Source organism: Burkholderia sp. Bp9143, assembly GCF_003853645.1.
Lineage (GTDB): Bacteria > Pseudomonadota > Gammaproteobacteria > Burkholderiales > Burkholderiaceae > Burkholderia.
Map to the genome: position 1 here is coordinate 59,356 of NZ_QTPO01000002.1, position 15,166 is coordinate 74,521.

The window sequence follows — 15,166 nt, forward strand, 5'->3', positions numbered from 1 at the left end:
TGCGCGTTCCCGTTGCGAAGCGCCGCAGGCGGGGCGCTCCAGGAATCGGCGACCGGCCGGCGCTGCGCCGGCGGTACATTCGGGCTTCCGGACTTCGGACATGCAATGCTCCCTCATGGCTGGACGGCGGGTGAATCGGGGGAACACAGGACCGGCGTGCGGCGATGCTCATCCGCCATACACACGATCCGCCAGGTACGCGAACGCAATCGGGCGCAGGCTGCGGGCCACGGCCCTGGCGCGAGTTACGACCTCATCGCGCGACGGGATGTTCCGCTGCGCGTGCTCCAATACCGACCGCATCATGACATCCTCCTTTGACGCTTGCATTCAGCGTGCGGACCGGACTGTCGATCCGACGCCGATCCATGTAGAGAATTCTATTTTTATCTATCGAATATTTGAATTCGATTAATGTTATCTATTCGATAGGAAAAAATAAACGGGGTCGCAAGACCCCGTCCATCGGCCATCTTCAAGCGCGCCGCACCCTGCTCAGTTCATCGTCGCCGGCATGTCGAGCTTCGCGACGCCCGGCAGATCGCACGCGGCGATCGCCTCGCTGATCGCGTCGATCGCGGGCATCCGCGTGAAGCTCTTGCGCCACACCAGCACGACACGGCGATCCGGCACCGGTTCGTTGAACGGTACGTACGACAGCAGCTCGGCATCGGGGCCGTTCGCGCGCGGGCCGACCTCGGCGACCGACATCCGCGGCAGCACCGTGATGCCGACCCCGCTTGCGACCATGTGGCGAATCGTTTCGAGCGACGAGCCCTCGAAGGTCTTCTGGATGCCGTCGGCCGTCTGCGAGAAACGCATCAGCTCCGGGCACACGCCGAGCACGTGATCGCGGAAGCAATGGCCGTTGCCGAGCAGCAGCATGGTTTCCTGCTTCAGGTCCTCGGCATCGATCTCGGCACGCTTCTCCCACGGGTGCCCTGCCGGCAGCGCGACGACGAACGGCTCGTCGTACAGCGGCCGCACCATCAGGCCGGTTTCGGGGAACGGTAGCGCCATGATCGCGGCGTCGATCTCGCCCTGCTTCAACAGTTCGAGCAGCTTCAGCGTGTAGTTCTCCTGCAGCATCAGCGGCATCTGCGGCACGCGCTGGATCATCTGCTTGACGAGCGTCGGCAGCAGGTACGGCCCGATCGTGTAGATCACGCCGAGACGGAACGGGCCGACGAGCGGGTCCTTGCCCTGCTTGGCGATCTCCTTGATCGCGAAGGTCTGCTCGAGTACGCGCTGCGCCTGCGTGACGATCTGGTCTCCGATCGGGGTCACGCTCACTTCGCTCGCGCCGCGCTCGAAAATCTGTACGTTGAGCTCGTCTTCCAGCTTCTTGATCGCCACCGATAGCGTCGGCTGGCTCACGAAGCATGCTTCGGCCGCGCGACCGAAATGCCGTTCGCGCGCGACCGCGACGATGTATTTCAATTCAGTCAGGGTCATTGTGGGTCAATCAGGGATATACAGGCGATAGGTTTAATTTATACACCCGTTGGCACCGGTTCGCCAAGTTTCTCTGCATCGCGACGCACCGAATAAACGCTGAATGGCGGTTTTAAATCCGACCCTGAATGCGCGAATCAGGCCTTCAGATATTGCTCCCGCGCGCCGAGCCAGCGCGCGAGATGCTGCGTGACCACGTCGGGATACGCGGCGATCAGTCGCGCCGCCGCGTCGCGGGCCGGGTCGATCAGCCAGCCGTCGGTCTCGAGGTTCGCGAAGCGCAGCATCGCCGCGCCGGACTGGCGCGCGCCGAGGAATTCGCCGGGGCCGCGGATCTCGAGGTCGCGCCGCGCGATCTCGAAGCCGTCGGTCGTCTCGCGCATCGTCTTCAGCCGCTCGCGGCCGGTGAGCGACAGCGGGCCCGTGTACAACAACACGCATACCGACGCCGCGGTGCCGCGCCCGACGCGGCCGCGCAGCTGGTGCAGCTGTGCGAGGCCGAAGCGCTCCGCGTGCTCGATCACCATCAGCGATGCATTCGGCACGTCGACGCCGACCTCGATCACGGTCGTCGCGACGAGCAGCTGCACGTCGTTGCGCGTGAAGGCCTCCATCACGGCTGCCTTGTCGGCCGGCGACAGCCGCCCGTGCACGAGCCCGACCTTCAGCTCGGGCAGCGCCGCGGCCAGCGTCTCGTAGGTTTCGACGGCGGTCTGCAGCTGCAGCGTCTCGCTCTCCTCGATCAGCGGACACACCCAGTACACCTGGCGGCCGGTCAACGCGGCCTCGCGCACGCGCGCGATCACCTCCTCGCGCCGCGCATCGCCGACGAGGCGCGTCAGCACCGGCGTGCGGCCCGGCGGCAGTTCGTCGATCGTCGACACCTCGAGATCCGCGTAATACGTCATCGCGAGCGTGCGCGGAATCGGCGTGGCCGACATCATCAGCTGGTGCGGCTGGAAATCGCGCGCGCCGTTGGCCGCGTTCGCCGCCTTCGCGCGCAGCGCGAGACGCTGCTCGACGCCGAAGCGGTGCTGCTCGTCAACGATCACGAGGCCGAGCCGCGCGAATTCGACCGTGTCCTGGATGATCGCGTGCGTGCCGATCACGAGCTGCGCGGTGCCGAGCGCCGCGGCCTCGATCGCCGCGCGCTTCTCCTTCGCCTTCAGGCTGCCCGCGAGCCATGCGACCGATACGCCGAGCGGCTCGAGCCACGCGCGCAGCTTGCGCGCGTGCTGTTCCGCGAGGATTTCCGTCGGCGCCATCAGCGCGGCCTGGTAGCCGGCGTCGATCGCCTGCGTCGCGGCCAGTGCCGCGACGACCGTCTTGCCGCTGCCGACGTCACCCTGCAGCAGCCGCTGCATCGGGTGCGCGAGCGTGAGATCGTGCGCGATCTCGTCGACGACGCGCGACTGCGCGCCCGTCAGCGTGAACGGCAGCGCCGCGTAGAGGCGCGTCGTCAGCGCGTCTGCATCGGCCGCGGTGCGGCGCGGCATCGCGGGCGCCGCGCGCGTGCGGCGCTCCTCGTGCGCGCGCTTGAGCGACATCTGCTGCGCGAGCAGCTCCTCGAACTTGATGCGCGTCCATGCCGGATGCGAGCCGTCCATCAGCGCGGCTTCGTCGGAATCGACGCCCGGGTGGTGCAGGATGCGCACGGCCTGCGCGAGCGTCGGCACGCCGAGCGGCTTCAGGTAGTCGCGCTCGATCTCGGGCGGCAGCAGTTCGGGCAGCGGCGTACGCTCGACCGCGTTCTCGATCGCCTTGCGCAGATACGCCTGCGACACGCCGGCCGTGCTCGGATAGACGGGCGTGAGCACCTGCGGCAGCGGTGCATCCGCCTCGACGACCCGCACCGCCGGATGCACCATTTCCATCCCGAAGAAGCCACCGCGCACGTCGCCGCGCACGCGCAGCCGCTGGCCGACGGCCATCTGCTTGACCTGCGAGCCGTAGAAATTGAGGAAGCGCAGCACGAGCTGCTCGCCGTCGTCGTCCTGGATCTTCACGACGAGCTGCCGACGCGGCCGGTACGCGACCTCGTTGTCGAACACGACGCCCTCGGTCTGCGCGATGCCGCCCGGCAGCAGCTCGCCGATCGGCGTGAGCGTGGTTTCGTCCTCGTAGCGCATCGGCAGATGCAGCACGAGATCGATCGAGCGCGTGAGGCCGAGCTTCGCGAGCTTGTCGGCCGTCTTCACCGGTTTGTCGGCGGCCGGCTTCTTCTTGCGCTTTGCGCCCAATGCCCCGCCTTCGTCGCCGCCCGCGCCCGGTTCGACCTCGGGTGCGGCGGCGGCCGGCTGCGCGAGCCGCCCGTCGGCGCCGCGCTTCGGGCCCGCGCGGCGCGGCACGGCACCGCGCGGCTCCGCGCGCTCCACGGAACCGCCCTCCCCCGCGCTTTGCGCGGGTAATGCGGCATCGTCCGCGTCGAACGGATCGGCGGAATCGGCAACGGCGGCGGTGGAACGGCGTGGTGACACAGGCATCGGATCGTCTGGGTGCTTCGCAAGGCAAGTACAATAGCGGCTTTCACGTCGTCCGAACGAACGACGCCGGCCAGGCCGCGCATCCCGCCATCATAGCGGCTCGCGCGCCCCGTTTATGCGTTTCCGCCCTGTCGGCGGCGCCCGCCGGCCGTTTCGAACCAGCCCGCATGTTCACGCTTTCCGATTTCGATTTCAATCTGCCACCCGAGCTGATTGCGCAAACCGCGCTGCCCGACCGCACCGCGAGCCGCCTGCTCGAGGTCGATGGCACCGCCGAGCCCGCGCGCCTCGTCGACCGCCGCTTCGCCGAGCTGCCGTCGTGCATCGCGCCCGGCGACCTGCTCGTGTTCAACGATACCAAGGTGCTGAAGGCGCGTTTCTTCGGCCAGAAGGCCAGCGGCGGCAAGATCGAGGTACTGATCGAGCGCGTGACCGGCACGCACACCGCACTCGCGCAGATCCGCGCGAGCAAGTCGCCGGGCGCCGGCACGACGCTGCGCCTTGCCGACGCGTTCGACGTGACGGTCGGCGAGCGCGTCGAGCCGTTCTTCACGCTGCACTTCCCGGAGCCGTGCCTCACGCTGATCGAGCAGCACGGCCGCCTGCCGCTGCCGCCGTACATCGAGCACGACGCCGACGCGAACGACGAGACGCGCTACCAGACCGTCTACGCGAGCAACCCGGGGGCGGTCGCCGCGCCGACGGCCGGGCTCCATTTCGACCAGCCGATGCTCGGGAAACTCGACGCGATGGGCGTCGAGCGTGCGACGCTGACGCTGCACGTGGGCGCCGGCACGTTCCAGCCGGTGCGCGTCGAGAACATCGCCGAGCACCGGATGCACAGCGAGTGGTACGACCTGCCGCAGTCGCTCGTCGACAAGATCGCCGCGACCCGCGCGCGCGGCGGCAACGTGATCGCGGTCGGCACGACGTCGATGCGCGCGCTCGAAGCCGCGGCGCGCAGCGCCGACGAGGCAGGCCGCCCGCTCGCGGCGACGCAGGCCGAGACCGACATCTTCATCACGCCCGGCTACCGCTTCCGGGTCGTCGACCGGCTCGTCACGAACTTCCACCTGCCGAAGTCGACGCTGCTGATGCTGGTGTCCGCGTTCGCGGGCGTCGAGACGATCCGCGCCGCGTACCGGCACGCGATTGACAAACGCTACCGCTTCTTCAGCTACGGCGACGCGATGCTGCTCACGCGGCGCGACACGCCGGAGGCGCCGCGCGCGTAAGCGCGGCCGCCGCGCCCCTTGTTCCCGCAGTGCGCGCTACGATGGCGCGCATCCGCTTTTCCCCGCCGCCGGCTTGCCGGCGGCGTTTCCAACATGCGCCGGACTGTTTTCCGGTGGCAAGGAGAATGACGCGATGACCGAAGGTTCATCCCACGATACGCACGCCCCCGTGCAGGACCGCCCGGCCAACGGGCTCGAATTCGAACTGCTGACGACCGACGGCCATGCGCGCCGCGGCCGCGTGAAACTCAACCACGGCGTGGTCGAGACGCCGATCTTCATGCCGGTCGGCACCTACGGCACCGTGAAGGCGATCCAGCCGCGCGAGCTGCACGAGATCAAGGCCCAGATCATCCTCGGCAACACGTTCCACCTGTGGCTGCGCCCGGGCCTCGACACGATCGACGCGCACGGCGGCCTGCACGGCTTCATGGGCTGGAACAAGCCGATCCTGACCGACTCGGGCGGCTTCCAGGTGTTCTCGCTCGGCGACCTGCGCAAGATCACCGAGGACGGCGTGACGTTCGCATCGCCGATCAACGGCGACAAGCTGTTCCTGTCGCCGGAAGTGTCGATGCAGATCCAGAAGGTGCTGAACTCCGACATCGTGATGCAGTTCGACGAATGCACGCCGTACGCGACCGACGGCGTGCCGACCACGCACAAGGAAGCGGCCGAGTCGATGCGCATGTCGCTGCGCTGGGCGAAGCGCTCGCTCGACGAGTTCGACCGGCTCGGCAACCCGAATGCGCTGTTCGGGATCGTCCAGGGCGGGATGTTCGAGGACCTGCGCGACGAATCGCTCGCGGGCCTGTCGGAACTCGGCTTCCACGGCCTCGCGATCGGCGGGCTGTCGGTCGGCGAGCCGAAGGAAGACATGATGCGGGTGCTGCGGCACGTCGGTCCGAAGCTGCCGGCCAACAAGCCGCACTACCTGATGGGCGTCGGCACGCCGGAGGACCTGGTCGAGGGCGTCGCGAACGGCATCGACATGTTCGACTGCGTGATGCCGACCCGCAACGCGCGCAACGGCTGGCTGTTCACGCGCTTCGGCGACGTGAAGATCCGCAACGCGACGCACAAGAACTCGCTGAAGCCGCTCGACGCGAGCTGCTCCTGCTACACGTGCCGGAACTTCTCGCGCGGCTACCTGCATCACCTGCACCGCGTCGGCGAAATCCTCGGCGCGCAGCTCAACACGATCCACAACCTGCACTACTACCTGCAGCTGATGAGCGAGATCCGCGACGCGATCGAGACCCACACGTTCGACGCATTCCGCCAGCGCTTCGCGGAGGATCGCGCGAGAGGGGTCGACTGACGGGCCGGCTCCCGGCGGCCCGCGCGACGGTCCGTCACATAGGACGTGTACTAAATAATGCATTCCGGGTGCCAGTCGCGACCACCGAATATTACAATTGCCTTTCCAAATGAGTCGCAACGGTGCCGTTTCATGCTTTAACAGCTTGATCCGAAAGCGCATTTGCCGAGCCGTTTGCGCATGGGGCCGGTGGTAGAATAACCGGCTTATTTTTCGATCTTCCCCTACGGAGAGACCAACGTGCCGTTCATTTCCAATGCCTTCGCGCAAGGTGCCGGTGGCGCCGAATCGAGCCTGATGAGCTTCCTGCCGCTCATCCTGATGTTCGCGGTGCTGTACTTCATCATGATCCGTCCGCAGATGAAGCGCCAGAAGGAACACCGCAACATGCTCGCGGCCATGGCGAAGGGCGACGAAGTCGTCACGAGCGGCGGCCTCGTCGGCAAGGTGACGAAGGTCTCCGAAGGCTACATCGGCGTCGAAATCGCCGAAGGCACCGAAATCACCGTGCAGAAGGCTGCCGTCACGACCATTCTGCCGAAGGGCACGATCAAGTCGCTGTAAGGCTTTCACCGAGCGTCCGGCTCCCCGCGTCGTGCCCGCCTGAGAGAGCGCGCCGCCGCGGCGCCGGACGCGACGCTTTCACGCCAACCACCCGTTCGGCCCCCTCATGAATCGTTATCCACTCTGGAAATATGTCGTGATGGTCGTGGCGCTCGCCATCGGCCTTCTGTACACATTGCCCAACTTCTTCGGCGAAGCGCCGGCGGTGCAGGTGTCGAGCGGCAAGGCCACGGTCAAGCTCGACTCGACCACGCTGACCCAGGTCGAATCCGCGCTCGCCGCGGCACAGATCACGCCGGACGACGTCACCTTCGAGAACACGGCGTCCAACGCGAACATCCGCGTGCGCCTGAAGGACACCGATACGCAGCTGCGCGTCAAGGACCTGCTGCAGAAGTCGCTGAACGCCGATCCGAACGATCCGCAGTACGTCGTCGCACTGAACCTGCAAAGCGCGTCGCCGCGCTGGCTGACCGCGCTGCACGCACTGCCGATGTATCTCGGCCTCGACCTGCGCGGCGGTGTCCACTTCCTGCTCCAGGTCGACATGACGGGCGCGCTCACGAAGAAGCTCGACTCCGATGCGACCGACGCGCGCACGCTGCTGCGCGACAAGAACATCCGCGACGGCGGCGTGAGCCGCGTCGACCAGTCCGTCGTCGTCAACTTCAGCGATGCGCAGACGGCGGAAGACGCCCGCAAGGTACTCGCCGCGTCGGTCACCGAACTGCAATGGGCGACCCAGCCCGGCGGCGGCGGCACGCAAGTCGTCGGCACGTTCACGCCGGCCGTGCAGAAGGCCGTCGAGGACGCCGCGCTCAAGCAGAACCTGACCACGCTCCACAACCGCGTGAACGAACTCGGCGTGTCGGAGCCGATCCTGCAACAGCAAGGCAGCGACCGCATCGTCGTCGAACTGCCGGGCGTGCAGGACACCGCGAAGGCGAAGGACATCATCGGCCGCACCGCGACGCTCGAGGCGCGCCTCGCCGATCCGATCAACACGCACCCGAACCCGAACGACCCCGTGCCGCCGGGCGAGGAGCTGTTCACGCAGGGCAACCAGGCGCCCGTGCTGCTGAAGAAGGACGTGATCTTCACCGGCGACCGCATCATCGATGCGTCGGCCGGCTTCGACGAACACCAGCGTCCGTCGGTCAACATCCGCCTCGACTCGGCGGGCGGCCGCTCGGTGCGCGCGGTGTCGCGCGACAACATCGGCAAGCCGATGGCGATGGTGCTGTTCGAGAAGGGCAAGGGCGAGGTGCTGACGGTCGCGACGATCCAGTCCGAACTCGGCGACCGCTTCCAGATCACGGGCCAGCCGACGCCGCAGGCCGCGGCCGACCTCGCGCTGCTGCTGCGCGCCGGTTCGCTCGCCGCACCGATGGACATCATCGAGGAACGCACGATCGGCCCGAGCCTCGGCGCGGACAACATCAAGATGGGCGTCCACTCGGTGATCTGGGGCTTCTGCGCGATCGCCGTGTTCATGATCGCGTACTACATGCTGTTCGGCGTGATCTCGGTGATCGGCCTGTCGGTGAACCTGCTGCTGCTCGTCGCGGTGCTGTCGCTGATGCAGGCGACGCTGACGCTGCCGGGTATCGCGGCAATCGCGCTCGCGCTCGGTATGGCGATCGACTCGAACGTGCTGATCAACGAGCGCGTGCGTGAAGAACTGCGCGCCGGCCAGCCGCCGCAGATCGCGATCCAGGCCGGCTATGCGCACGCGTGGGCGACGATTCTCGACTCGAACGTCACCACGCTGATCGCCGGCCTCGCGCTGCTCGCGTTCGGCTCGGGCCCGGTTCGCGCGTTCGCGATCGTGCACTGCCTCGGCATCCTGACGTCGATGTTCTCCGCGGTGTTCTTCTCGCGCGGGATCGTCAACCTCTGGTACGGCGGCCGCAAGAAGCTGAAGTCGCTCGCGATCGGCCAGGTGTGGAAGCCGGAAGGCGCCACGGCCGGCGCATCGTTCGCCGCGGCCGACGAATCGACCGACACCGCGCGCGCCGCGAAGCTCGCCGCGCCCGCGAAGGGCGACGCACCGCGCGCCGGCAAGCCGCAGCTGCGCAACCGCGCGCAGCAAGGCGTGTCGCCGAAGAAACCGGGCTCGACCCAATAAGGCCCCGGAGACGAAGCCATGGAATTTTTCCGCATCCGTAAAGACATTCCGTTCATGCGGCACGCGCTGGTGTTCAACGTGATCTCGCTGGTCACGTTCCTCGCCGCCGTGTTCTTCCTGTTCCACCGCGGGCTGCACCTGTCCGTCGAATTCACCGGCGGTACGGTGATCGAGGTCCAGTACCAGCAGGCCGCGCAGCTCGAGCCCGTGCGCAACACGCTCGGCAAGCTCGGCTACGCCGATGCGCAGGTGCAGAACTTCGGCACGTCGCGCAACGTGCTGATCCGCCTGCAGCTGAAGGAAGGCCTCACGTCCGCGCAGCAGAGCGACCAGGTGATGACCGCGCTGAAGGCGCAAAGCCCCGACGTGACGCTGCAGCGCGTCGAGTTCGTCGGCCCGCAGGTCGGCCGCGAGCTCGCGACCGACGGTCTCCTCGCGCTCGCGTGCGTCGTGATCGGCATCGTGATCTACCTGTCGATCCGCTTCGAATGGAAGTACGCGATCGCCGGCATCATCGCCAACCTGCACGACGTCGTGATCATTCTCGGCTTCTTCGCGTTCTTCCAGTGGGAATTCTCGCTGGCGGTGCTCGCGGCGATCCTCGCGGTGCTCGGCTACTCGGTCAACGAGTCGGTCGTCATCTTCGACCGGATCCGCGAAACGTTCCGCCGCGAACGCAAGATGAGCGTGCAGGAAGTGATCAACCACGCGATCACGACCACGATGTCGCGGACGATCATCACGCACACGTCGACGGAAATGATGGTGCTGTCGATGTTCTTCTTCGGCGGCCCGACGCTGCACTACTTCGCGCTCGCGCTGACGGTCGGCATCATGTTCGGCATCTACTCGTCGGTGTTCGTCGCGGGCTCGCTCGCGATGTGGCTCGGCATCAAGCGCGAAGACCTGATCAAGGAAAAGAAGACCGCGCACGATCCGGACGATCCGAACGCGGGCGCACAGGTTTAAGCGCCGCGTCGTTTCGGCTGATACGAGAAGGCCGGTCCTGTTGGACCGGCCTTTTTTCATGCACGAACCGCTGCCCTCTTCATCCGGCGCGACCGCACGGACCATCGGCTACAATCGCCTCACCGTCCCGCCCCGCCACCCGCCGAAGCCACGGTCGTCATGATGCCAGCCACGCGTGTCGTTTACCGCATCGTCGCCTGGAGTACCGGCGTAGCCGCCGCGGCTGCGTTCGTTGCATGCGCATCGGCCGCCCGCGCGCAGTCCGTGCCACCCGCCGCCGCGTCTGTCGTCCCGCCCGCCACGCCGCCTGCTGCCGCCTCGCAACCGTCACCCTGCCCGCCCGGCTGGGAACCGCAGCTCTGCGAACTGAAGGCCGCGGTCGACGTGCTGAAGAAGCAGCACCTGACCGACGTCGACATCGGCGCACTGCTCGACGCCACCGTGCACGACGGGATCAAGACGCTGCCGCACGCGCGCTTCTTCAACGCGAAGGAGCACCAGCAACAGCTCGATGACGAGCGCCGCGCACGCGACGGCACGCCGGGCATCGGCATCGTGTTCGAGACGCGGCCCGACGGGCTGCACATCATCGACGTGATTCCCGACGCGCCCGCCGAACAGGCCGGCGTGCGACCCGACGATCTCGTCGTCGCGATGAACGACCAGAGTGTCGTCGGCATCGACAGCAGCGACGTCGTGAAACTCGCGAAGGGCGACGCGGGCGTGCCGCTGAAACTCACGGTCCGGCGCGGTCCGAACCACGCGACGCTGACCTTCGCGCCGGTCCGCGCGATCGTCAGGCCGCACCCGGCGACCGCGAAGCGGCTCGCCGGCGACATCCTGTACACGCGGCTGTCGGGCTTCCCGGAGCCCGCGGTCGGCAACTATATCGACGCGGTGCAGGCCGCGCGCCGCGCGGGGCCGCCGGTGCAAGGCGTGATCCTCGACCTGCGCATCAATGGCGGCGGCGCGCTGAATGCGGCGATCGGCATCACCGCGCTGTTCGCCAGGCGCGACCACACCGCGATGGTGACGCTCGAGCGCGACGGCACGAAGCGCCGCCGCTTCTCGACCAACTGGCCCGACTACGAACTGCCGGTCATGCACGGCCAGGATCCGCTCGCGCCGCTGCAGGCCGACGACTGGTGGCGCGCCGTGCCGCTCGTCGTGCTCGTCGACGGACAGAGCGCGTCCGCCGCCGAAGCGACCGCGGCGGCATTGAAGGATCTCGGCCGCGCGCGGCTGCTCGGGATGCCGACCTACGGGAAGGGGCTCGCGCAAACCGGCGTCGACCTGATCGACGGCACGCGGCTCAATTTCACGTTCGCGCGCAACCTGCGGCCGAACGGCTGCCCGATGGACGGCTACGGCGTCGTGCCGGACTGGCTCGTGCCGCCGCGCCGTGATTCGGACGTCGACGGCGTGCTGCTGTGGTACCGCGAAGTCGATCTCGCTCGCGCGCCCTATGCGGACCGGCTGGCGCCCGATCCGTTCGCGCAGGTACGCAAGGCGCGGCAGACATTGCGCGAACAGCGCGTGCGCGCGAAGGTCGATACGTCGAAGAGCGCGGCGCTACCGCAGCGCGAATTCGGCTCGGCCGCCGACTGGCAGCTCCGGCAGGCGCTCAACGCGCTCGCCGGCCGGCCCGTGCGGACCATCGCTGCGCCGGCGCAACTGATGCCGGCACAGCCGGTATGCGAGCGCGGCAGCGACTGACACGCTTCCGCGCGCCCCCGTCAACGAAACCCGAACCGCCGCCTCAGCACGACCAGCGCCGCGAGGCTCAGCACGGCCGCGAACATCAGGTAGAAGCTCGGCGCGGTCTTCATCCCGGTCGCGCGGATCAGCCACGCGATGATGAACGGCCCGAAGCCGCCGAAGATCGTCACCGCGACGTTATAGGCGAGCGACATCCCGGTCGTGCGCGTCTGCACCGGAAACACTTCGGACAGCAGCCCCGGCAGCGCCGCGAAATAGCCGGTCATCAGGAACGCGAGCAGCACCTGCAGCGCGATCAGCGTGCCGAAGCCCGGATGCTCGACCAGGTACGCGAACGCCGGATAGATCAGCACGAGAATGCCGATGGCCGGCGCGAGCATCACGCGCACGCGGCCGTAGCAATCCGACCAGTGGCCGACGAGCGGCGCGAACGCCATCTGGATCACGCCGACGACGAGGATCGCCGCGAACGCGGCGGACGGCGCGAGGCCGAGCTGCTTCACGCCGTAGGTCGGCATGAACAGCACGAGATAGGTCGCGACGGTGCCGAGCACCACCACGCCCATCGCCGCGACGAGCCGCGCCTTGTGCGATGCGAACGTGTCGCGCAACGGGCTCGCGCTGCTTTCGGCCGCGAGAAACTCGGGCGTCTCGTCGACCTTCGAACGGATGTAGTAAGCGACGGGCCCGAGCAGCAGCCCGAAGAAGAACGGAATGCGCCAGCCCCACGCGGCCATCTGCTCGGCCGTGAGCTGTGCGTTCAGCACGGTGCCGAAGCCGGCCGCGAGCAGCGTCGTGAGCCCCTGGCTCGCGACCTGCCAGCTCGCGAAGAAACCGCGCCGGCCCGGCACGTGCTCGGCCAGGAACGCGGTCGCGCTGCCGAATTCGCCGCCGGCCGAAAAACCCTGCATCAGCCGCGCGGCGACGAGGATCAGCGGCGCGGCGACGCCGATCGTCCGGTAGGTCGGCAGCACCGCGATGACCAGGGTGCCGGCCATCATCAGCAGGATCGACAGCGTGAGGGCGGCCTTGCGGCCGGCGCGGTCGGCGTATGCGCCGAGCACGATCGCGCCGAGCGGGCGCATGAAGAACGACACGCCGAACGTGCCGAGCGTGAGCAGCAGCGACACGGTGTCGTTGCCGGCCGGAAAGAACAGCTTCGAGATCGTCACCGCGAAGAAGCCATAGACCACGAGGTCGAACCACTCGAGCGCGTTGCCGATCGACGCGGCGACCACCGCGCGCCACACGCGCGGCGACGTGGCAATGGAGCTGGACTGCGTGACGGCGTGCATCGGCGATCTCCTTGTCGTTGTACGTTCTGTTTGACGCGTCCGTTCTCGCGCCGCGAGCTGTGCCGACGATTATAGGCGCGCAAAAAAAACCGCCGCGCCCCCGGAGAAAGGGAGCGCGGCGGCTGGCACGCGACGGGCCGGCGGCGTGACGCGGCGGCCGGCCCGGCCGGGCGCGTTACTGCTGCTTGACGGCTTCGGCCGTGATCAGCAGCTTCGTCTTCATCTTGAAGCCGTACTGCTTGCCGTAGTCGAGGCCGAAATCGTCGCGGCTGAATTCGCCGACCGCGTCGACGCCGCACACTTCACGCTTGAGCATCGGATGCGGCATGCACTTGAGCGAGTCGATCTTCAGCGTCAGCGGCTTCGTGACGCCATGCATCGTCAGGTTGCCGACCACCGACACCGGCTTGTCGCCGTCGAACTTGATGGTGCCCTTGTAGTTCGCCTGCGGGAACTTGGCCGCGTCGAAGAACTCGGCCGTCTGCAGGTGCTCGTCGAGCTTCGCGCTGCCCGTGTGGATCGACGCGATGTCGGTCGTCACGTCGACCGTACCGGTCTTCGCCGCGCGGTCGAGCGTCACGGAGCCGCTCGACTTGTCGAACTTGCCGCGCCAGACGGACAGGCCGCCGAAGTGGTCGGCCTCGAAGCTCGGGTACGTGTGGCTCGGGTCGAACTGGTACGTCGCGCTGTCGGCGAATGCCGAGAACGACAGCGAAGCGGCCAGCGCGCCCGCGGCGATGATCAGATGCTTTTTCAAACGCTTTCTCCTTGGAACAGCGCCGCGCCCTCGCGCGGCATTCGGGTGATTCGACAGCCCGCCGCTTACTTCGCGGCGACGAGATGGAACTTGATCTGCACTTCGTCGGCGACGATCGACGTGTCCTTCCACTCGCCGGTGCCGACGTTGAACGCCGAGCGCTTGATCGGCAGCACGCCGTCGAAGGTCTGCGTCGCGCCGTTCTGCGTGACCGTGACGGGCACCGTGACGGTCTCGGACTTGCCCTTGATCGTCAGCTTGCCGGTCACGTTGTACTTGTTGCCGCCGGCCGGCGCGATCGCCGACGACGCGAAGGTCGCCTGCGGATACGCCTTCGCGTCGAACCAGTCCTTGCCGGTGACCTGCTCGTTGTACATCTTGTCGCCGAGGTCGAAGCTGGCGATGTCGATCGACATTTGCGCGCTGCCCTGCGCGGCCTTCGCCGGGTCGAACTTCACCTGCGCGGAAAACTTCTTGAATGCGCCCTCGGTCGGCACGTTCATCTGCTTCGACACGGCGGACACCTTGCTCTTCGCGAGATCGACGTCGGCATGCGCCGCGGCCGACGCGAAAAGTGACACCGCGGCGAACGCGGTCAGCATGGAGCGGGAGAAAGACACTTTCATGGGATCCTTCATTTGGCGGAGGGAAGCATCCGCGACAGCAGGCCGTCGCGGTCCAACAACTGGTGCTTGAGCGCCGCGAGCACGTGCATGGCGACGAGCGCAAGCAGAATGTAATTCAAAGCCACGTGCAGCGTCTTGAAGGTTTCCTTCAGCACCGGATCGGGATCGATCAGGCGCGGCAGCGGCACGATGCCGAGGTAGACGACTGGAATGTTCGATGCCGAGCTGTACAGGTAGCCCGTTACCGGGATCACGATCATCAGCACGTACAGCAGCATGTGCACGCCGTGCGACACCGCACGCTGCCACGCCGGCGTATCGCCGGGCAGCGCCGGCGCCGCGTGAGTCGCGCGCCACAGCACGCGCACGACGGCCAGTGCGAACACCGTCACGCCGATCCACTTGTGCCACGAGAAGTACTTCAGCTTGGTCGGCGTGAAACCGGGGATGTCGGTCATCACCCAGCCGAGCGCGAAGCCGCAGATGATCAGCAGCGCGATCAGCCAGTGCAGCGCGATCGCGGTCTGCGTGTAATGTGTCGGCGTGGCCGGCAGCGATTTCGATACCATCTTGGATTCCTCAGTTGAGCGAACAGCTGCGCCGGCAACTTCAAC

Annotated in this window: 12 protein-coding genes; 6 read left to right on the forward strand and 6 right to left on the reverse strand. The window is 67.3% G+C overall.

The genetic code is table 11. The annotated features are described in order from the left end of the window. Positions 1-495: 495 nt before the first annotated feature. Together DIE23_RS01715 and recG are read right to left on the reverse strand one after the other, a co-directional pair. The gene (locus tag DIE23_RS01715) at positions 496-1,455 is read right to left on the reverse strand and encodes a hydrogen peroxide-inducible genes activator (RefSeq protein WP_057926731.1); all 960 of its coding nucleotides are present in this window, start codon (positions 1,453-1,455) and stop codon (positions 496-498) included. Positions 1,456-1,592: 137 nt separating this feature from the next. After that, complete coding sequence (gene recG / locus DIE23_RS01720; protein ID WP_124610525.1) at positions 1,593-3,938, reverse strand: ATP-dependent DNA helicase RecG; 2,346 nt, start codon at positions 3,936-3,938, stop codon at positions 1,593-1,595. A gap of 167 nt (positions 3,939-4,105) precedes the next feature. Between recG and queA the strand changes: the two genes are divergently transcribed. The 6 genes from queA (at position 4,106) to DIE23_RS01750 (ending at position 11,871) form a co-directional block, all read left to right on the forward strand. Then, on the forward strand, positions 4,106-5,173 hold the full coding sequence (gene queA / locus DIE23_RS01725; RefSeq protein WP_124610526.1) for a tRNA preQ1(34) S-adenosylmethionine ribosyltransferase-isomerase QueA: 1,068 nt from the start codon (positions 4,106-4,108) through the stop codon (positions 5,171-5,173). Positions 5,174-5,306: 133 nt separating this feature from the next. Next, the gene (tgt, locus tag DIE23_RS01730; RefSeq protein ID WP_124610527.1) at positions 5,307-6,494 is read left to right on the forward strand and encodes a tRNA guanosine(34) transglycosylase Tgt; all 1,188 of its coding nucleotides are present in this window, start codon (positions 5,307-5,309) and stop codon (positions 6,492-6,494) included. Between the two features lie 240 nt (positions 6,495-6,734). Then, positions 6,735-7,058 (forward strand): preprotein translocase subunit YajC, encoded by a 324-nt coding sequence (gene yajC / locus DIE23_RS01735; RefSeq protein ID WP_006401647.1) that lies wholly within the window; start codon positions 6,735-6,737, stop codon positions 7,056-7,058. Between the two features lie 106 nt (positions 7,059-7,164). Further along, positions 7,165-9,186 (forward strand): protein translocase subunit SecD, encoded by a 2,022-nt coding sequence (gene secD / locus DIE23_RS01740; protein ID WP_124610528.1) that lies wholly within the window; start codon positions 7,165-7,167, stop codon positions 9,184-9,186. A gap of 18 nt (positions 9,187-9,204) precedes the next feature. Next, the gene (gene secF, locus DIE23_RS01745) at positions 9,205-10,155 is read left to right on the forward strand and encodes a protein translocase subunit SecF (protein WP_124610529.1); all 951 of its coding nucleotides are present in this window, start codon (positions 9,205-9,207) and stop codon (positions 10,153-10,155) included. A gap of 159 nt (positions 10,156-10,314) precedes the next feature. Beyond that, on the forward strand, positions 10,315-11,871 hold the full coding sequence (locus DIE23_RS01750; protein WP_124610530.1) for a S41 family peptidase: 1,557 nt from the start codon (positions 10,315-10,317) through the stop codon (positions 11,869-11,871). Positions 11,872-11,891: 20 nt separating this feature from the next. On the opposite strand, the gene DIE23_RS01755 is transcribed toward DIE23_RS01750, so the two are convergent. The 4 genes from DIE23_RS01755 to DIE23_RS01770 form a co-directional block, all read right to left on the reverse strand. Further along, a complete protein-coding gene (locus DIE23_RS01755; protein WP_124610531.1) occupies positions 11,892-13,169 on the reverse strand; it encodes an MFS transporter in 1,278 nt (425 codons plus the stop codon). A gap of 175 nt (positions 13,170-13,344) precedes the next feature. Then, positions 13,345-13,926, reverse strand: coding sequence for a YceI family protein (locus tag DIE23_RS01760; RefSeq protein ID WP_124610532.1), 582 nt, complete (start codon positions 13,924-13,926; stop codon positions 13,345-13,347). Between the two features lie 65 nt (positions 13,927-13,991). Further along, complete coding sequence (locus tag DIE23_RS01765; RefSeq protein WP_124610533.1) at positions 13,992-14,552, reverse strand: YceI family protein; 561 nt, start codon at positions 14,550-14,552, stop codon at positions 13,992-13,994. Positions 14,553-14,560: 8 nt separating this feature from the next. Beyond that, entirely contained in the window at positions 14,561-15,121 is a 561-nt protein-coding gene (locus DIE23_RS01770) for a cytochrome b (protein ID WP_124610534.1), read from the reverse strand. Positions 15,122-15,166 lie beyond the last annotated feature (45 nt).